At 60.8% G+C, this 14,277-nt stretch carries 12 protein-coding genes; 5 read left to right on the top strand and 7 right to left on the bottom strand.

What is annotated here, in order from left to right:
- Positions 1–108: 108 nt before the first annotated feature.
- The 4 genes from ROE7235_RS03450 to leuC all read right to left on the bottom strand — a co-directional run bounded on the left by ROE7235_RS03450 (position 109) and on the right by leuC (position 4,413).
- Positions 109–1,176 (bottom strand): endonuclease/exonuclease/phosphatase family protein, encoded by a 1,068-nt coding sequence (locus ROE7235_RS03450; protein WP_121093282.1) that lies wholly within the window; start codon positions 1,174–1,176, stop codon positions 109–111.
- 5 nt (positions 1,177–1,181) lie between these two features.
- Positions 1,182–2,105 (bottom strand): hypothetical protein, encoded by a 924-nt coding sequence (locus tag ROE7235_RS03455; RefSeq protein ID WP_147434161.1) that lies wholly within the window; start codon positions 2,103–2,105, stop codon positions 1,182–1,184.
- Between the two features lie 183 nt (positions 2,106–2,288).
- Positions 2,289–2,894, bottom strand: a complete 606-nt coding sequence (gene leuD / locus ROE7235_RS03460; protein WP_121093284.1) for a 3-isopropylmalate dehydratase small subunit — start codon at positions 2,892–2,894, stop codon at positions 2,289–2,291.
- Positions 2,895–2,997: 103 nt separating this feature from the next.
- A complete protein-coding gene (leuC, locus tag ROE7235_RS03465; protein ID WP_121093399.1) occupies positions 2,998–4,413 on the bottom strand; it encodes a 3-isopropylmalate dehydratase large subunit in 1,416 nt (471 codons plus the stop codon).
- A 331-nt stretch (positions 4,414–4,744) separates the two neighbouring features.
- Between leuC and rsfS the strand changes: the two genes are divergently transcribed.
- A complete protein-coding gene (rsfS, locus tag ROE7235_RS03470) occupies positions 4,745–5,113 on the top strand; it encodes a ribosome silencing factor (protein WP_183073317.1) in 369 nt (122 codons plus the stop codon).
- Between the two features lie 3 nt (positions 5,114–5,116).
- Positions 5,117–5,587 carry a 23S rRNA (pseudouridine(1915)-N(3))-methyltransferase RlmH gene (gene rlmH, locus ROE7235_RS03475; RefSeq protein ID WP_121093285.1) on the top strand — a complete coding sequence of 157 codons (471 nt, stop codon included), beginning with the start codon at positions 5,117–5,119 and terminating at the stop codon, positions 5,585–5,587.
- Between the two features lie 51 nt (positions 5,588–5,638).
- On the opposite strand, the gene ROE7235_RS03480 is transcribed toward rlmH, so the two are convergent.
- On the bottom strand, positions 5,639–6,544 hold the full coding sequence (locus ROE7235_RS03480; protein ID WP_121093286.1) for a LysR family transcriptional regulator: 906 nt from the start codon (positions 6,542–6,544) through the stop codon (positions 5,639–5,641).
- 247 nt (positions 6,545–6,791) lie between these two features.
- On the opposite strand from ROE7235_RS03480, the gene clpB reads away from it, so the two are divergent.
- Entirely contained in the window at positions 6,792–9,401 is a 2,610-nt protein-coding gene (gene clpB / locus ROE7235_RS03485; RefSeq protein ID WP_121093287.1) for an ATP-dependent chaperone ClpB, read from the top strand.
- An 83-nt stretch (positions 9,402–9,484) separates the two neighbouring features.
- Here clpB and ROE7235_RS03490 read toward each other — a convergent pair whose 3' ends face one another.
- Positions 9,485–11,740 (bottom strand): adenosylcobalamin-dependent ribonucleoside-diphosphate reductase, encoded by a 2,256-nt coding sequence (locus ROE7235_RS03490; protein ID WP_121093288.1) that lies wholly within the window; start codon positions 11,738–11,740, stop codon positions 9,485–9,487.
- Between the two features lie 108 nt (positions 11,741–11,848).
- Here ROE7235_RS03490 and ROE7235_RS03495 point away from each other — a divergent pair, with 108 nt between their 5' ends.
- Complete coding sequence (locus ROE7235_RS03495) at positions 11,849–13,045, top strand: MFS transporter (protein WP_183073307.1); 1,197 nt, start codon at positions 11,849–11,851, stop codon at positions 13,043–13,045.
- Between the two features lie 40 nt (positions 13,046–13,085).
- Positions 13,086–13,514: a DUF1489 family protein gene (locus tag ROE7235_RS03500; RefSeq protein WP_121093289.1), complete on the top strand. Its 429-nt coding sequence runs from the start codon at positions 13,086–13,088 to the stop codon at positions 13,512–13,514.
- 2 nt (positions 13,515–13,516) lie between these two features.
- Here ROE7235_RS03500 and ROE7235_RS03505 read toward each other — a convergent pair whose 3' ends face one another.
- The gene (locus ROE7235_RS03505; RefSeq protein ID WP_121093290.1) at positions 13,517–14,266 is read right to left on the bottom strand and encodes a cytochrome c biogenesis CcdA family protein; all 750 of its coding nucleotides are present in this window, start codon (positions 14,264–14,266) and stop codon (positions 13,517–13,519) included.
- Positions 14,267–14,277 lie beyond the last annotated feature (11 nt).

The following is a 14,277-nucleotide window of genomic DNA, read 5'->3' on the forward strand; positions in this document are numbered from 1 at the left end:
CAACGCGCTCTCGCAACGCAAGTGGATGTGGTTTGCCCATCTGTTATCTCCATATCTGCTCAAAGACATGGAATCATGGATCATGAAGTAAGGGAATCCTGAATCTGGTCAAACCGGACGCGCTCTAAATGACAGGTCGACCCAGACAGGTTTGTGCCGGGTCTGAGTTTGCGACAGAAGTTGCGCATCGTCGTCTGACGGCAATGGCCACCAGACCCCGGCGCCTGTGACCACGACATCCACCGATGGAAGCACATAGCTGACGCGCAGATTGCCTTGCGGTTCATCCCAGTTGACCGTGTCCAACTGTGGCGGTCCGAGATGTGCAGGATCGCGCTGTGCTGCACCCCCAAGGCTCGAAGGTTGAGGATCTTGCAAGGCGGGGTGATCGAGCAGGTCACGCATTGCAGTATGTATCCCGTCCCCGTCGAACGGGTCCAGATTGCTTCCGCCGATCAAAACGAAGGGCCGCTTCGGTGGCGGGTATGGCAATTGGCCATCCAACAACTGCACCCAGAATGCTGTCTCGTCATGGTTGCGGTTCTGGTTTCGATCTGGATGGAAGCCGAAAACCGGCGGACCCGCATGGTATATCAGAAGGCGCAAGACGGTTTGGTCGCTTATGGCAACGGGCAGTTCGACCTGCGCCTTGCTGGGCAATCTGTGTTGTGCAAGAGCCTTGGCCGTTGCGCCGGTGTAGAGCTTGGCATTCGGCAAATCGCGCCATGGAAACCGGGTAAAATCCCGAAGAGTGTCGAGGTCGAACGGGTAGCGCGACAATACCGCCAAGGCGCGCGCACCGGCAAATTCACCGTAGCCATAGGCATCATCAGGGCCGTGGATGATACCGTCGCCATTCAGATCCATCCCGCTGGGGACGCCTGCGTTCGGGACGGGAGCAAATATATGGCGTAGCTCATGCCCCTGCGCCCCGATAAGGGCGCGCATCGACCCAAGTGTCGCGTTGCCCATATCATAATCCACGCCGGACAGCACAAGGATGTCTGGCTTCAGCCGCGCAATGACCTGCGCCATCGCGGTGGTATGGGGGCGCTCTGCACTGATCTGAGCCAGCGCATCGCCCGGACCACGCGCGCCGAAATCCACCCGCCAAAACGCGATACGAAGGTTTGTGTCCGCGGCGGTATCGGCGGCGACGTTCGCCGCCGCGATCACGCTTATCAGGAATAGGCAGAGCGCGCGGGCAATGGCACGGCGGCCTCTTCCTCGGCGATGCGGCGGCGCTGCGCGCGGATCAGTTGCGCCACACGGTACATGGCAATGCCGCGCATGATCAGACTGATCGGAATGAATGCCCATAACGCAACCCCCCAAACCAGTGTCAAACTTGCTTCGAACGTAATTGGCTGCACAAGCAGGCTGGATAGGCGCAGCAACACTGGCAAGGAGAATGGCAGGATTATCCCTAACAAAACGTTAACCTGCGAGTCCCGCTCCAGACGCTGCACCACATCGACCCCTTTGGTCGGGTCAAAATTGGGCAGGTTGATCCAGACATTGAACGAACTGCCCTTTGCCGGCCAATATCCGGCAAACATGGTCGCAATGAAGACAAGCACACCCATCAGGCACATGATGAAAGCAAGCGTCGCGCTCGCCATCACGTTGAGCAGATGCTGGACCGGGAGCCCCTGCGGCAAAGAAAGGACTAGCAGCCGCATAGGGCTGAAGCTGAAATCAAACGCACCTGCCAGCCAGATCGCGGTCGCGGTAAGCGCGTCACTTTCCCCGGTAGCGATGCTTCGTTGCAACAGCGTCAGGGCCAGAACGACCACGACGATCATGCCAAAACGCAAACGGTTATAGGGCTTCGCATCGCGGAATTCGATCAGACCGGGATAAGCTGCCGCATATTCGGCCATAACCACGGCTGCCGAAATCAACGCGATCAAAGTCGCAGCTTGCGCCACATCCTGCGAGATTCCGGGCAGTAGCATTGCAGGCAGCAGCACGAAGACCGCCACAAGAATGCCGCGCAAAAAAGTTTGTGCCACGTGTGACATGGACGCTCGACTGCCTCGCCTCGGTGCCTGTTGCGGGGTTGATCCCCGCAGCGTTTTCATTTTGTCGTGCAGCCCGTTCAAGCCAAGCCGCCTTATTGTTGACACAATGTTGCCCATTTCCGGTCATCCTAGCAAGAGCCACGCTTACTATCGGAAGAGGATGAGGCAATTTCGAGGTCGAACTGTCGCGCCTTTGCATCAAATTTGTGGAAAAAAAACGGCACCCGAAGCAGGTGCCGCAAAAAAACGCTGAAAAATCAGGGATCAGACCCAAGGACGCGCTTGCGCTGCCTGTGCTTCGAAGCTGTCAATTGACGCGACTTTTTCCAACGAGAGGCCGATATCATCGAGCCCGTTCAGCAGGCAGTGCTTCTTGAACGGGTCGACCTGAAAGGCGAACACCGCGCCATCGGCCCCGGTTACTGTCTGCGACTCCAGATCGACCGCAATGCGGGCATTCTCGCCTTTGGTGGCGTCCTGCATCAAGGCATCGACCTGCTCTTGCGGTAGCACGATCGGCAGAATGCCGTTCTTGAAGCAGTTACTGTAGAAGATATCTGCGAAGCTGGTCGAGATTACACAGCGAATGCCGAAATCCAGCAGCGCCCATGGCGCATGCTCACGCGACGATCCGCAGCCAAAATTCTCCCCCGCCACAAGAATTTGCGCCGAGCGATAGGCAGGCTGGTTGAGCACGAAATCGGGGATTTCCTGGCCGTCATCATCATAGCGCATTTCATCGAACAGGTTCACACCAAGCCCCGATCGCTTGATGGTTTTCAGGAACTGTTTGGGAATGATCATGTCGGTGTCGATATTGACCAGAGGCATCGGCGCGGCCACGCCCGTCAAAGTGGTAAATTTTTCCATAGGTCTCTCCGCTTGGGTAGAACCGGGGGCTTTGCCGTCGCCATTGTTGCTTGAACCAATGGCGCATCGACGACGACCCGAGGATATTAAAACAAGGACGAAATCAGGCGGGTTCGCCAACAAGGTCGCGCACATCGGTCAGGCGGCCCGTGATCGCCGCTGCCGCAGCCATTGCGGGCGACATCAGATGCGTGCGCCCGCCACGGCCCTGCCGCCCCTCGAAATTGCGGTTCGAGGTCGCGGCACAGCGTTCACCCGGCGCAAGCTGGTCGGGATTCATCGCCAAGCACATGGAACAGCCCGCAAGACGCCATTCAAAGCCCGCATCCATGAAGATTTGTGCCAGCCCTTCTTCCTCTGCCTGTGCCCGCACAAGCCCGGAACCGGGCACGATCATGGCGCGCTTGACCGCGATCTTGCGGCCTTTCAGCACTTCGGCCGCGGCGCGCAGGTCTTCGATCCGACCATTGGTGCAAGACCCGATGAAAACTGTGTCGATTTCGATATCGGTGAGCTTCTGGCCCGCCTCCAACCCCATATAGGCCAGAGCGCGGCGCGCGGCACCCGTCTTGCCACCGGTGAAGCTGTCGGGCTCGGGAACATGTGCGGTGATCGGCAGCACATCTTCTGGGGATGTGCCCCATGTGACCACGGGCGCGATATCTTCGGCGCGCAAAGTGATGACCTTGTCCCACTGCGCATCATCGTCTGAGTAGAGGGTTTTCCACCACGCGAGTGCAGCGTCCCACTGTGCGCCTTTGGGCGCATGGGGACGGCCCATGACATACTGAAACGTCTTTTCATCAGGCGCGATCAAGCCTGCGCGCGCCCCGCCTTCGATGGCCATGTTGCACACGGTCATTCGCCCTTCCATCGAAAGCTCGCGGATGGCTTGCCCACAATATTCGATGACATAGCCGGTGCCGCCTGCCGTACCCGTGGCACCGATGACTGACAGGGTGATGTCCTTGGCGGTGACACCCGGCGGCAGCGAGCCGGTGATTTCCACCTTCATGTTCTTGGATTTTTGCTGGATCAGGGTTTGCGTGGCGAGCACATGCTCCACCTCTGACGTGCCAATGCCATGCGCCAGAGCGCCAAACGCCCCATGCGTGGCCGTGTGGCTGTCACCACAAACCACGGTCATCCCCGGCAGGGTCCAGCCCTGTTCGGGGCCGACGATATGCACGATCCCCTGGCGCACGTCGTTGACCGGGTAGTAATGCACCCCGGATTCGCGCGCGTTGCGGTCAAGAGCCTCGACCTGAATGCGCGATTCGGGGTTTTCGATGCCGTGTTCGCGGTCCGGTGTTGTGGGCACATTGTGGTCCGGCACCGCGATGGTTTTGTCCGGCGCGCGCACCTTGCGACCGGCCATACGCAGCCCTTCGAAGGCTTGCGGGCTGGTCACTTCATGGACCAGATGGCGGTCGATATACAGCAAGCAGGTGCCGTCGGTGTCCTGATGGACGACATGGGCATCCCAGATCTTGTCATAGAGGGTCTTTGGCATGGCGATATCTCTCGGGAAAAGCGGAATTTGGGTATGGCTTTGGCGCGCACCGTTGCGGTGCGCAGACGCGGTCAGCGCAGTCGGGCCAGAACCGAACGGTTTTCGCGCGTGAACCGCTGCGGCAGGCGCGCGTGATCTGTGATGTCGAAAAACCTGAACATAGGGTGCTAGATACGCCCAATCGGGCAATATGGCAACGCCTATGAGAATGCGTATTTCTTCACCGATAACGCGATTGCGCCACCCAAGGTGATTGAGATAAGGCCGCGCGAATGTTATCTTCGCACTATCGCAGTTTTTGGAGGATCACCCCCTGTCCTATACCGACCCGACCGCTTTGACGGCCCACCGCGCGCCGTCCGTTCCGTTGACCAGCGCTGCAACACTGGAACTGGTCTTGTCCTCGCTGGATGACGACAAGGCCGAGGATGTGGTCCAGATTGACCTGAAGGGGAAATCTGCGATGGCCGACACGATGGTCGTGGCCTCTGGCCGGTCAACCCGGCAAGTGGCGGCGATGGCCCAGAAGCTGATGGACCGGCTGAAAGAAACCTTCCGCCTGACCGCACGCGTTGAAGGGAAAGACACGGGCGATTGGGTGCTGATCGACACAGGGGATGTGGTCGTTCATCTCTTCCGGCCCGAAGTGCGCGAATTCTACCAGCTTGAAAAGATGTGGCAGGATATCGGGCGTTCGGGCGTCTGAGACATGCGCCTGCATATCTGCGCAATGGGGCGGGTACGCAAAGGCCCCGAGCGTGCGCTGATCGACGACTATTTGAAGCGGTTCAACCGTGCGGGGCGCGCGCTGTCGCTTGGCCCCTGCGAGGAGCATGAGGTTGATGAGCGCAAAGCCACCACCCCGCAGGCACAAGCGCCTTTGCTGGGGCGGGCTATCCCCGAAGGCGCGTATCTGGTTGCACTGGATGAACGTGGCACGGCGCTAAGCTCGCCCGAATTTGCCCGGTTGCTGGCGCAGACCCGTGACAAAGGTGCGCGCGACATGGCGTTTCTGATTGGCGGCGCGGATGGTCTGGCTACTGAGCTGCGCACGCGCGCAAATTCGGTGCTGTCGCTGTCAACAATGGTCTGGCCGCATATGCTGGCGCGGGTGATGCTGGCAGAGCAGATTTACCGCGCGGCGACCATCCTGTCTGGCAGTCCGTACCATCGGGACTGACAGTGCCGCGAACCAGAACGCCAAGGATTCGCGCGGCGACAACGGCCCGTGTTACCAGCCGTCGGCGTTGCGTGTGCCGAATTTCTCGACCAGAAAATCAATCAGGGCCCGCACCTTGGGCTGGGTATACCGGCCAGACGGGTAGACCGCATGCAAGCCTTGCACGTCACGCGGCAGGTCGGGAATGACATCTACCACCTGTCCCGATTTCATCGCCTGCGCATACAGAAAGCTGGGCAGGTAAGCGATGCCCAGACCATTGATCGACGCGGTCAATAGCGATTGCCCGTCATTGACCGAGAACCATGTGGCAGAGCGCACCTGACGCACTTCGCCGGACGGCGCGGTGATCTTCCACATGGAAGATGCGGCATTGTGCGAATAATAGAGCAAGCGGTGCGCGTTCAGATCGTCCAGCCGTTCCGGGCGACCGTGTTCGGCCAGATAGGCCGGCGAGGCGATCAGCCGTTGCGTGGTTTCGCAGATCTTGCGGGCGCGCAGCGTGCTGTCGTCCATCTCACCCATACGGATGGCCAGATCGAACCCTTCCGAGATCAGTTCGACATAACGGTTTTTCAGCACCATGTTGACCGACACGTCAGGGTAGCGGTTCAGGAACTCGCCCAAGATGGGGGACAGATGCGTCGCCCCGAAATCCGTGGGCACCGCCAGTCGCAAGACGCCCGAGGGCGCGGATTGCATGGATGTGACAAGGCTGTCGGCCTCTCCGGCGTCATTCAGGACACGGCGCGCGCGGTCATAATAGGCAAGCCCGATATCGGTCGGGCTGACGCGGCGGGTCGTGCGGTTCAGCAGCCGCGCGCCCAGCCGGGCTTCCAAGGACGAAACATGCTTGGAGACGGCGGATTTCGAAATCCCCATCTTGCGGGCCGCGTCGGTGAAGCCGCCTTGGTCCACAACCGTGGCAAATGCTTCCATCTCTGTCAGTCGGTCCATCGTTACGCCTCAAGAAACCAATTTGTTCAACATGCATCTTTGTCTCCAATTCGGGCAAGATTGCGGAGCGGGCGGGGCTTTCGCGCGACAAGCCGCCACAGCCTGCCAGAAAAATTGGCCCAACCGCCCTGTGCCAATCTTGCAACAGTGCTGCCCACTGCCCATATATAGGCCAAGGCTCGGGATGATCCCTGCGCTGCCTGACAGGCGGGGTCGCAAGACGGGTGCTTTAAGAAAGGACGACACCATGAATATGGACAAATTCACTGAACGCGCGCGCGGTTTTGTGCAGGCGGCCCAGACCATCGCGTTGCGCGAAGACCACCAGCGGCTGACCCCGGCACATCTGCTGAAAGCCTTGCTGGATGACAGCGAAGGTATGGCCGCCAACCTGATAACCCGCGCGGGTGGCGCACCGGACCAAGTGGCGCAATCGAACGATCTGGCGCTGGCCAAGCTGCCGAAGGTGCAGGGCGGTGACGGTCAGATTTACATGGATCCGCAAACCGCCAAGGTGTTGGATCAGGCCGAACAGGTCGCGCAAAAGGCTGGCGACAGCTATGTCACTGTCGAACGTCTGCTGACCGCCGTGGCGCTGGTCAAATCAGGCGCGAAAGACGCGCTCGATGCAGGTGCGGTGACCGCGCAGAACCTGAATGCCGCGATCAATGATCTGCGCAAGGGGCGCACCGCCGACAGTGCAAGCGCCGAAGACGGCTATGATGCGCTGAAGAAATACGCCCGCGACCTGACAGAGGCCGCGCGCGACGGCAAGATCGACCCGATCATTGGCCGCGATGATGAGATCCGCCGCGCCATGCAGGTTCTGAGCCGTCGCACCAAGAACAATCCCGTGCTGATCGGCGAACCGGGTGTGGGCAAAACGGCCATTGCCGAAGGGCTGGCCCTGCGCATCGTGAATGGCGACGTGCCCGAATCCCTGCGCGACAAGAAACTGATGGCGCTGGACATGGGCGCGCTGATTGCCGGTGCGAAATACCGCGGAGAGTTTGAGGAACGGCTAAAAGCGATCCTGTCCGAAGTGACCTCTGCCGAGGGTGAGATCATCCTGTTCATAGATGAGATGCACACGCTGGTCGGCGCCGGCAAATCCGAAGGCGCAATGGATGCCGCGAACCTCATCAAGCCAGCACTGGCGCGCGGCGAGTTGCACTGCGTTGGCGCGACCACGCTGGATGAATACCGCAAGCATGTGGAAAAGGATGCGGCCCTTGCCCGCCGTTTCCAGCCGGTGCTGGTAGAGGAACCGACGGTGGAAGACACCATTTCCATCCTGCGCGGGATCAAGGAGAAATACGAACTGCACCACGGTGTGCGCATTTCCGATTCGGCACTGGTGACGGCCGCGACGCTGTCGCATCGCTACATCACAGATCGCTTCCTGCCAGACAAGGCCATCGACCTGATGGACGAAGCCGCCAGCCGGTTGCGCATGGAAGTCGACAGCAAGCCAGAAGAGCTGGACGCGCTGGACCGCGACATCCTGCAAAAGCAGATCGAGGCCGAGGCGCTGAAGAAGGAAGACGACGCCGCGTCGAAAGACCGCCTAGAGGTGCTGGAGCGCGAACTGGCCGAGTTGCAGCAACGCAGCGCCGAGATGACCACCACCTGGCAATCCGAGCGCGACAAGCTGGAAGCTGCACGCCAGATCAAGGAAAGCCTTGACCGCGCGCGGATTGAGCTGGAAACCGCAAAGCGCAATGGCGATTTCGCCAGCGCCGGACGGCTACAATACGGCGACATCCCGGAACTGGAGCGCAAGCTGGCAGAGGCAGAGGCGCGCGAGGCCGAGAAAATGGTGTCAGACGCGGTGCGGCCCGAGCAAATTGCCGAAGTGGTCGAACGCTGGACAGGTATTCCCACGTCCAAGATGCTGGAAGGCGAACGCGAGAAGCTGCTGCGCATGGAAGACGAACTGCGTAAACGGGTCGTAGGCCAAGACGCCGCTCTGAAAGCCGTGGCCAATGCCGTGCGCCGTGCCCGCGCCGGCCTGAATGATGAGAACCGGCCGCTTGGCTCGTTCCTGTTTCTTGGCCCGACCGGCGTGGGCAAGACCGAACTAACCAAGGCGGTCGCATCCTACCTGTTCGACGACGATCAGGCGATGGTGCGGATCGACATGTCCGAATTCATGGAAAAGCATTCGGTTTCGCGGCTGATTGGTGCCCCTCCGGGCTATGTTGGGTATGACGAAGGGGGTGTTCTGACCGAAGCGGTGCGCCGCCGCCCCTATCAGGTCTTGTTGTTCGACGAGGTGGAAAAGGCCCATCCCGACGTGTTCAACGTGCTGTTGCAAGTGCTGGATGACGGGGTGCTGACGGATGGTCAGGGCCGCACGGTCGATTTCAAGCAAACCCTGATCGTGCTGACATCCAACCTTGACTCTCAGGCTCTGTCACGGCTACCAGACGGGGCGGACCCGGACGCCGCCCGCGCCGAGGTGATGGAGGCCGTGCGCGCGCATTTCCGTCCCGAATTCCTGAACCGGCTGGATGAGACAGTGATCTTCGACCGGTTGGCACGCGGCGACATGGATGCGATTGTCGATATCCAGTTGGCGCGGCTGCTCAAACGGCTTCTGGCGCGCAAAATCACGCTGGAGCTGGATGACAGCGCCCGCGCGTGGCTCGCCGATAAGGGCTATGATCCGGTCTATGGCGCGCGCCCGTTGAAACGAGTGATCCAGCGCCACCTGCAAGACCCGCTGGCACAGTTGTTGCTGGGCGGCCAGGTGCTGGACGGCGCAACCCTGCCTGTCACCGCCGGGGCCGACGGACTGATGGTTGGCGAACACAGCACAGATGCGCCCGACCGGCCAAAAGCGGCATTGCACTGAAGTGCGATCTTTAAAACCACCGTGCCGGTCTGACAGATCGGCACGGGCAGGCTAGTTTTTGAAAACGGTTCGCGCCAAGCTCTTTAGCCGCATTTGCTATGTCCACAGGCGCGGCAGGTCATGCAGCCTTCGATCATCACCATTTCGAACGCACCGCAAGACGGGCAAGATGCGGGCTGTCCGCCCACGGCCATTTGCACGGCCTGCGGGTCTGCTTTCAGCCCCAGCCCGGCCCCGCCGATAAATCCGATCCGCACCAGGTGCTGTTCGATGACACCGCCAATCGCGGCAAGGATCGAGGGGATATACTGCCCCTGCACCCATGCCCCGCCGCGCGGATCGAACACGGCTTTCAGTTCCTCGACCACGAAAGAGACATCGCCACCCCGCCGGAACACGGCTGAAATCATCCGCGTCAGCGCAACGGTCCACGCATAATGCTCCATGTTCTTGGAGTTGATGAAGATTTCGAAGGGTCGCCTGTGGCCTGCGATCACCGTGTCATTAATCGTGACATAAATCGCATGTTCGGACCCCGGCCATTTCAGCTTGTAAGTATGCCCTTCCAGCGCGTCGGGCCGGTCGAACGGATCGGCCAGGTAGACCACGTCCGCGCCTTGGCTGGCTTGTGGCGCAGGGTCGGCTTCGGACACCGACAGCACGGACCCTGTCACATCATTCGGGCGGTACGTGGTGCAGCCCTTGCAGCCCATGTCCCACGCGGCCAGATACACGTCCTTGAACGCATCAAAAGAGATGTCTTCAGGGCAGTTGATGGTTTTCGAGATGCTGCTATCGACCCATTTCTGCGCCGCCGCCTGCATTTTCACATGGTCCATCGGCGCAAGATTCTGGGCAGTCACGACATGTTCGGGCAAGGGGGTGTCCCCGTGCATCTGCCGCCAAAGGGCGACGGCATAATCCTCGACCACCTCTTCGGTGCGCGAGCCGTCCTTTTGCAGCACCTTGCGGGTATAGCTGGTGGCGAAAATAGGCTCGATGCCCGAACTGACATTTCCCGCATACAGGCTGATCGTGCCGGTGGGCGCAATCGAGGTCAGCAGCGCGTTGCGGATGCCGTGCTCTGATACGGCGGCGCGGACATCTGCATCCATTGCCTGCATGGTGCCAGAGGCCAGAAATGCGTCGCGCTCGAACAGCGGAAAAGCGCCCTTCTCGCGCGCCAGATCGACGCTGGCCAGATAGGCCGAGCGCGCCACCGCACGCATCCAAATGTCGGTTTGTGCCACGGCTTCGTCAGAGCCATAGCGCAACCCGGTCAGCACCAGCGCATCGGCGAGCCCCGTCACACCCAGCCCGATCCGACGCTTGGCCTGCGCTTCCTGCGCTTGTGCATCCAACGGGAAACGGCTGACATCGACCACATTGTCCATCATCCGCACGGCCACGCGCACCAGATCGTCAAGCGCGCCCTTGTCCAGCGTTGCTTTGCCGGTGAAGGGGTCCGATACCAGCTTGGCTAGGTTGATAGACCCCAGCAGGCAGGCGCCATAGGGCGGCAGTGGTTGTTCGCCGCAAGGGTTGGTCGCGGCAATGGTCTCTACATAAGACAGGTTGTTGGCGGCATTGATCCGGTCAATGAAGATCACGCCCGGTTCGGCATAATCATAGGTCGCGCGCATGATCCGGTTCCAAAGGTCGCGCGCCTGCACCGTGCGGTAAACCTTGCCGTCAAAGACCAGATCCCACGCGCCATCGGAATGAACCGCATCCATGAACGGGTCCGTCACCAGAACCGACAGGTTGAACATGCGCAGCCGGGCGGCATCTTGCTTGGCGGTGATGAAATCTTCGATGTCGGGATGGTCGCAGCGCATGGTGGCCATCATCGCGCCACGACGGCTGCCCGCCGACATTATGGTGCGGCACATCGCATCCCACACATCCATGAACGAGAGCGGGCCAGAGGCATCGGCCGCCACGCCATGCACCGCCGCGCCCTTGGGGCGGATGGTGCTGAAATCATAGCCAATCCCGCCGCCTTGCTGCATGGTCAGCGCGGCCTCTTTCAGCATGTCGAAAATACCGCCCATGCTGTCGGGGACGGTGCCCATCACAAAACAATTGAACAAGGTCACGCTGCGCCCGGTGCCCGCGCCTGCGGTAATGCGCCCGGCTGGCAGGAATTTGAAATCATCCAAAGCGGTGTAGAACTTGTCTTCCCATGCGACGGGGTCGGTTTCAGCCTGTGCAAGCGCGCGCGCGATGCGGCGCCAAGTGTCCTCGACCGTCTGTTCCTCGATATGGCCATCAGCGGCTTTCAGGCGATACTTCATATCCCAGATCTGTTCCGCAATCGGGGCAGAAAACCGACTCATAGTGGCATCCTTTGGGGTTGGCGCAGGGGAACGGACAAAATAGGCCTTGCAATGGCATCGGTCAACGCTGTCATGGCATCGTTACCTGCACCATGGCAAAGGGCATTCATGAAACAGCTTTCGGCAGGTTGGGCGGGTATCGTGGCGGCACTTGGCGTCACACAAGTGCTGGGCTACGGCGCTGTATTCTACGCCTTTCCCATACTTGTGCCCTTTGTCGCAGCCGAATACGGCGTGTCTCCGGCGATACTCTTTGGGGTGTTTTCTATCGGGTTGTTCATCGGCGGCCTGCTGTCCAGCCGGTTTGGCGGATGGCTCGACCGCTTTGGCGCGCCGCGCGTCATGACCTTGGCAAGTGCACTGGTGGCCGCACTCTTTGCCGGAATGGCGGTGGCGCCAAATTTCTGGACCTATGCGGCGCTTGTCATCATGCTCGAAGCAATCAGCTTCCTTGTGCTATATGACGCGGCCTTCGCAACGCTGGCACTGAAGGTGCCGCGCGGCACGCGCCAAGCCATCACCCGGCTGACGCTGATCGGGGGCTTTGCCTCGACACTGTTCTGGCCGCTGACCGGTTGGATGGTCGAAGAAATCGGCTGGCGCGGCTGCTATTTGGCCTTTGCCTTGCTTCATCTGGCCTTGGCCTTGCCACTGCATGGCTGGATCGCCGCGAAGCGCCGCAATTCCGCCGCCCCTGCCGCCGAAAGCGCCCCGCCTGCGCCCGAATGGCCGCCCGTGCCGCCCGCCCGAAGCACCCGCGCGTTCTGGCTGTTGGGTATCAGCTTTGCGCTGACCGGCACCGTGATTGCCGCCTTCGGTGTGCACTTGGTCCCGGTGCTGCTGGATCGCGGATTAGGGCAAACGGCTTATCTGGTCGGCATGGCCATGGGGCCGACGCAAGTGCTGGTGCGCGTGATAGATGCAACGCTCTGGCGCGGATTTCATCCCCTGAGCGTGGCGCTGATTTCCGGTAGCGCCGTCGCGCTCGCCGTCGCAGCTCTGCTGGTGCCCAGCAGTGAGGTCGCCTTGGCGCTCGGCTTTGCGGTGCTGTTCGGCGCTGGCCAAGGGCTGGCCAGTATCGTGCGCGGCGCTGTGCCTTTGGCGCTGTTCGGCGCACACGGTCTGGGCCGCCGCTTGGGACAACTCGCAGGCCTGCGCAATGTCAGCGCAGCGGCAGCCCCGGTTCTCTTCGCGGTCGCGCAACAGGCCATCGGGTTGGCAGCAACGCTGTGGCTGTCTTTGGCGATCGCGCTGGCGGGGCTGGCGCTGTTGGCGCCCCTGCGCAAACTGGCACTGGCGCGCTAATCGGGCTTGCTCCTACGTGTCGGCACGTTAATTACCACCTATGGCAAAGCTGAACCTCATCAAACTCTGCGTCGGCGCGGAAAAGGTCGACGATCTGCTTGCATGGCAGTGCCAGCCGCGCGCCAAGGGGCCGGACGGGATGCCGCGCCATGTCACCCGCATGTGGCCCAAACGGGCGGCGGAGCTATTGGCCGGCGGCTCGCTATACTGGGTATTCAAGGGCGCTGTGCTTGCGCGGCAACGCATTGTGCGGCTGGACGAAGTGCTGGGCGCAGATGGTATCACCCGCTGCGCTATTGTTCTGGACCCAGAGGTGGTGCGCACCGCCGCCGCCACGCGGCGTCCGTTCCAAGGATGGCGCTACCTGAAACCAGAGGACGCGCCTGCCGACCTGCCCAAAGCGCGCAAAGGGGATGACAACCTGCCCCCGGAACTAGATGCGATGCTGGCCGAGATCGGGCTGAAGTAACGCTATCCTATCTGCGAAAGCGCTGGAAAAGTCTCCAGCAGCCACCAGCTAAACCGGGTGAACGCGCCCGTGACCATGGCCAACCCGACCAGCAACAAAAGCCCGCCCATAACCTTTTCGATCAGCCCCATATGGCGTTTGATCCGATTCATGATGGTCATGGAGCGTTGCACGAAAATCGCGGCCAGCAAGAACGGCAACCCAAGGCCAAGGGCATAAATACCCAGCATCAGGGTGCCGCGCGCCGAATTGGACTCTGTCGCGGCCATGGACAGGATCGCGCCCAGAACGGGGCCGATGCAGGGCGTCCAGCCAAAGGCAAACGCCAGCCCCAACACATAAGCCCCAAAGGCCGACCCGCCCTTGTCGCCCGCATCAATCCGCGCCTCGCGCATAAGGAAGGGGATGCGGAACACACCCAGAAAATGCAGGCCGAACACAATGACCACTGCGCCCGCGATCTGCCCGAACAATTCGGCGTTGCGCAAAAACAGGTTGCCCATGGTCGAGGCCGTGAACCCCAACAACAGAAACACCGTGGACAGGCCCATCACGAAAAACAATGCCGGAACGATGGTGCGGCGTCGCTGCGCCCCCGCGGTCATCTCCTGCATGGAGACGCCACCCATATACGCCAGATAAGGCGGAACAATGGGCAGAACGCAGGGCGACAGGAACGACAGGACACCCCCTGCGAAGGCAATCATCAGCGCGGGCAGAAGGGCTGCATCGAAGAGGTCTATGCCGAACATGAGTGGCCTGT

The organism is Roseinatronobacter ekhonensis (assembly GCF_900499075.1).
Lineage (GTDB): Bacteria > Pseudomonadota > Alphaproteobacteria > Rhodobacterales > Rhodobacteraceae > Roseinatronobacter > Roseinatronobacter ekhonensis.

Bases quoted from the DNA above. Each gene is read 5' to 3' on its own strand.
- leuD (WP_121093284.1), bottom strand. From the start codon at position 2,894: ATGGAAAAATTTACCACTTTGACGGGCGTGGCCGCGCCGATGCCTCTG.
- rlmH (WP_121093285.1), top strand. From the start codon at position 5,117: ATGCGCCTGCATATCTGCGCAATGGGGCGGGTACGCAAAGGCCCCGAG.
- ROE7235_RS03480 (WP_121093286.1), bottom strand. From the start codon at position 6,544: ATGGACCGACTGACAGAGATGGAAGCATTTGCCACGGTTGTGGACCAA.
- clpB (WP_121093287.1), top strand. From the start codon at position 6,792: ATGAATATGGACAAATTCACTGAACGCGCGCGCGGTTTTGTGCAGGCG.
- ROE7235_RS03490 (WP_121093288.1), bottom strand. From the start codon at position 11,740: ATGAGTCGGTTTTCTGCCCCGATTGCGGAACAGATCTGGGATATGAAG.
- ROE7235_RS03495 (WP_183073307.1), top strand. From the start codon at position 11,849: ATGAAACAGCTTTCGGCAGGTTGGGCGGGTATCGTGGCGGCACTTGGC.
- ROE7235_RS03500 (WP_121093289.1), top strand. From the start codon at position 13,086: ATGGCAAAGCTGAACCTCATCAAACTCTGCGTCGGCGCGGAAAAGGTC.
- ROE7235_RS03505 (WP_121093290.1), bottom strand. From the start codon at position 14,266: ATGTTCGGCATAGACCTCTTCGATGCAGCCCTTCTGCCCGCGCTGATG.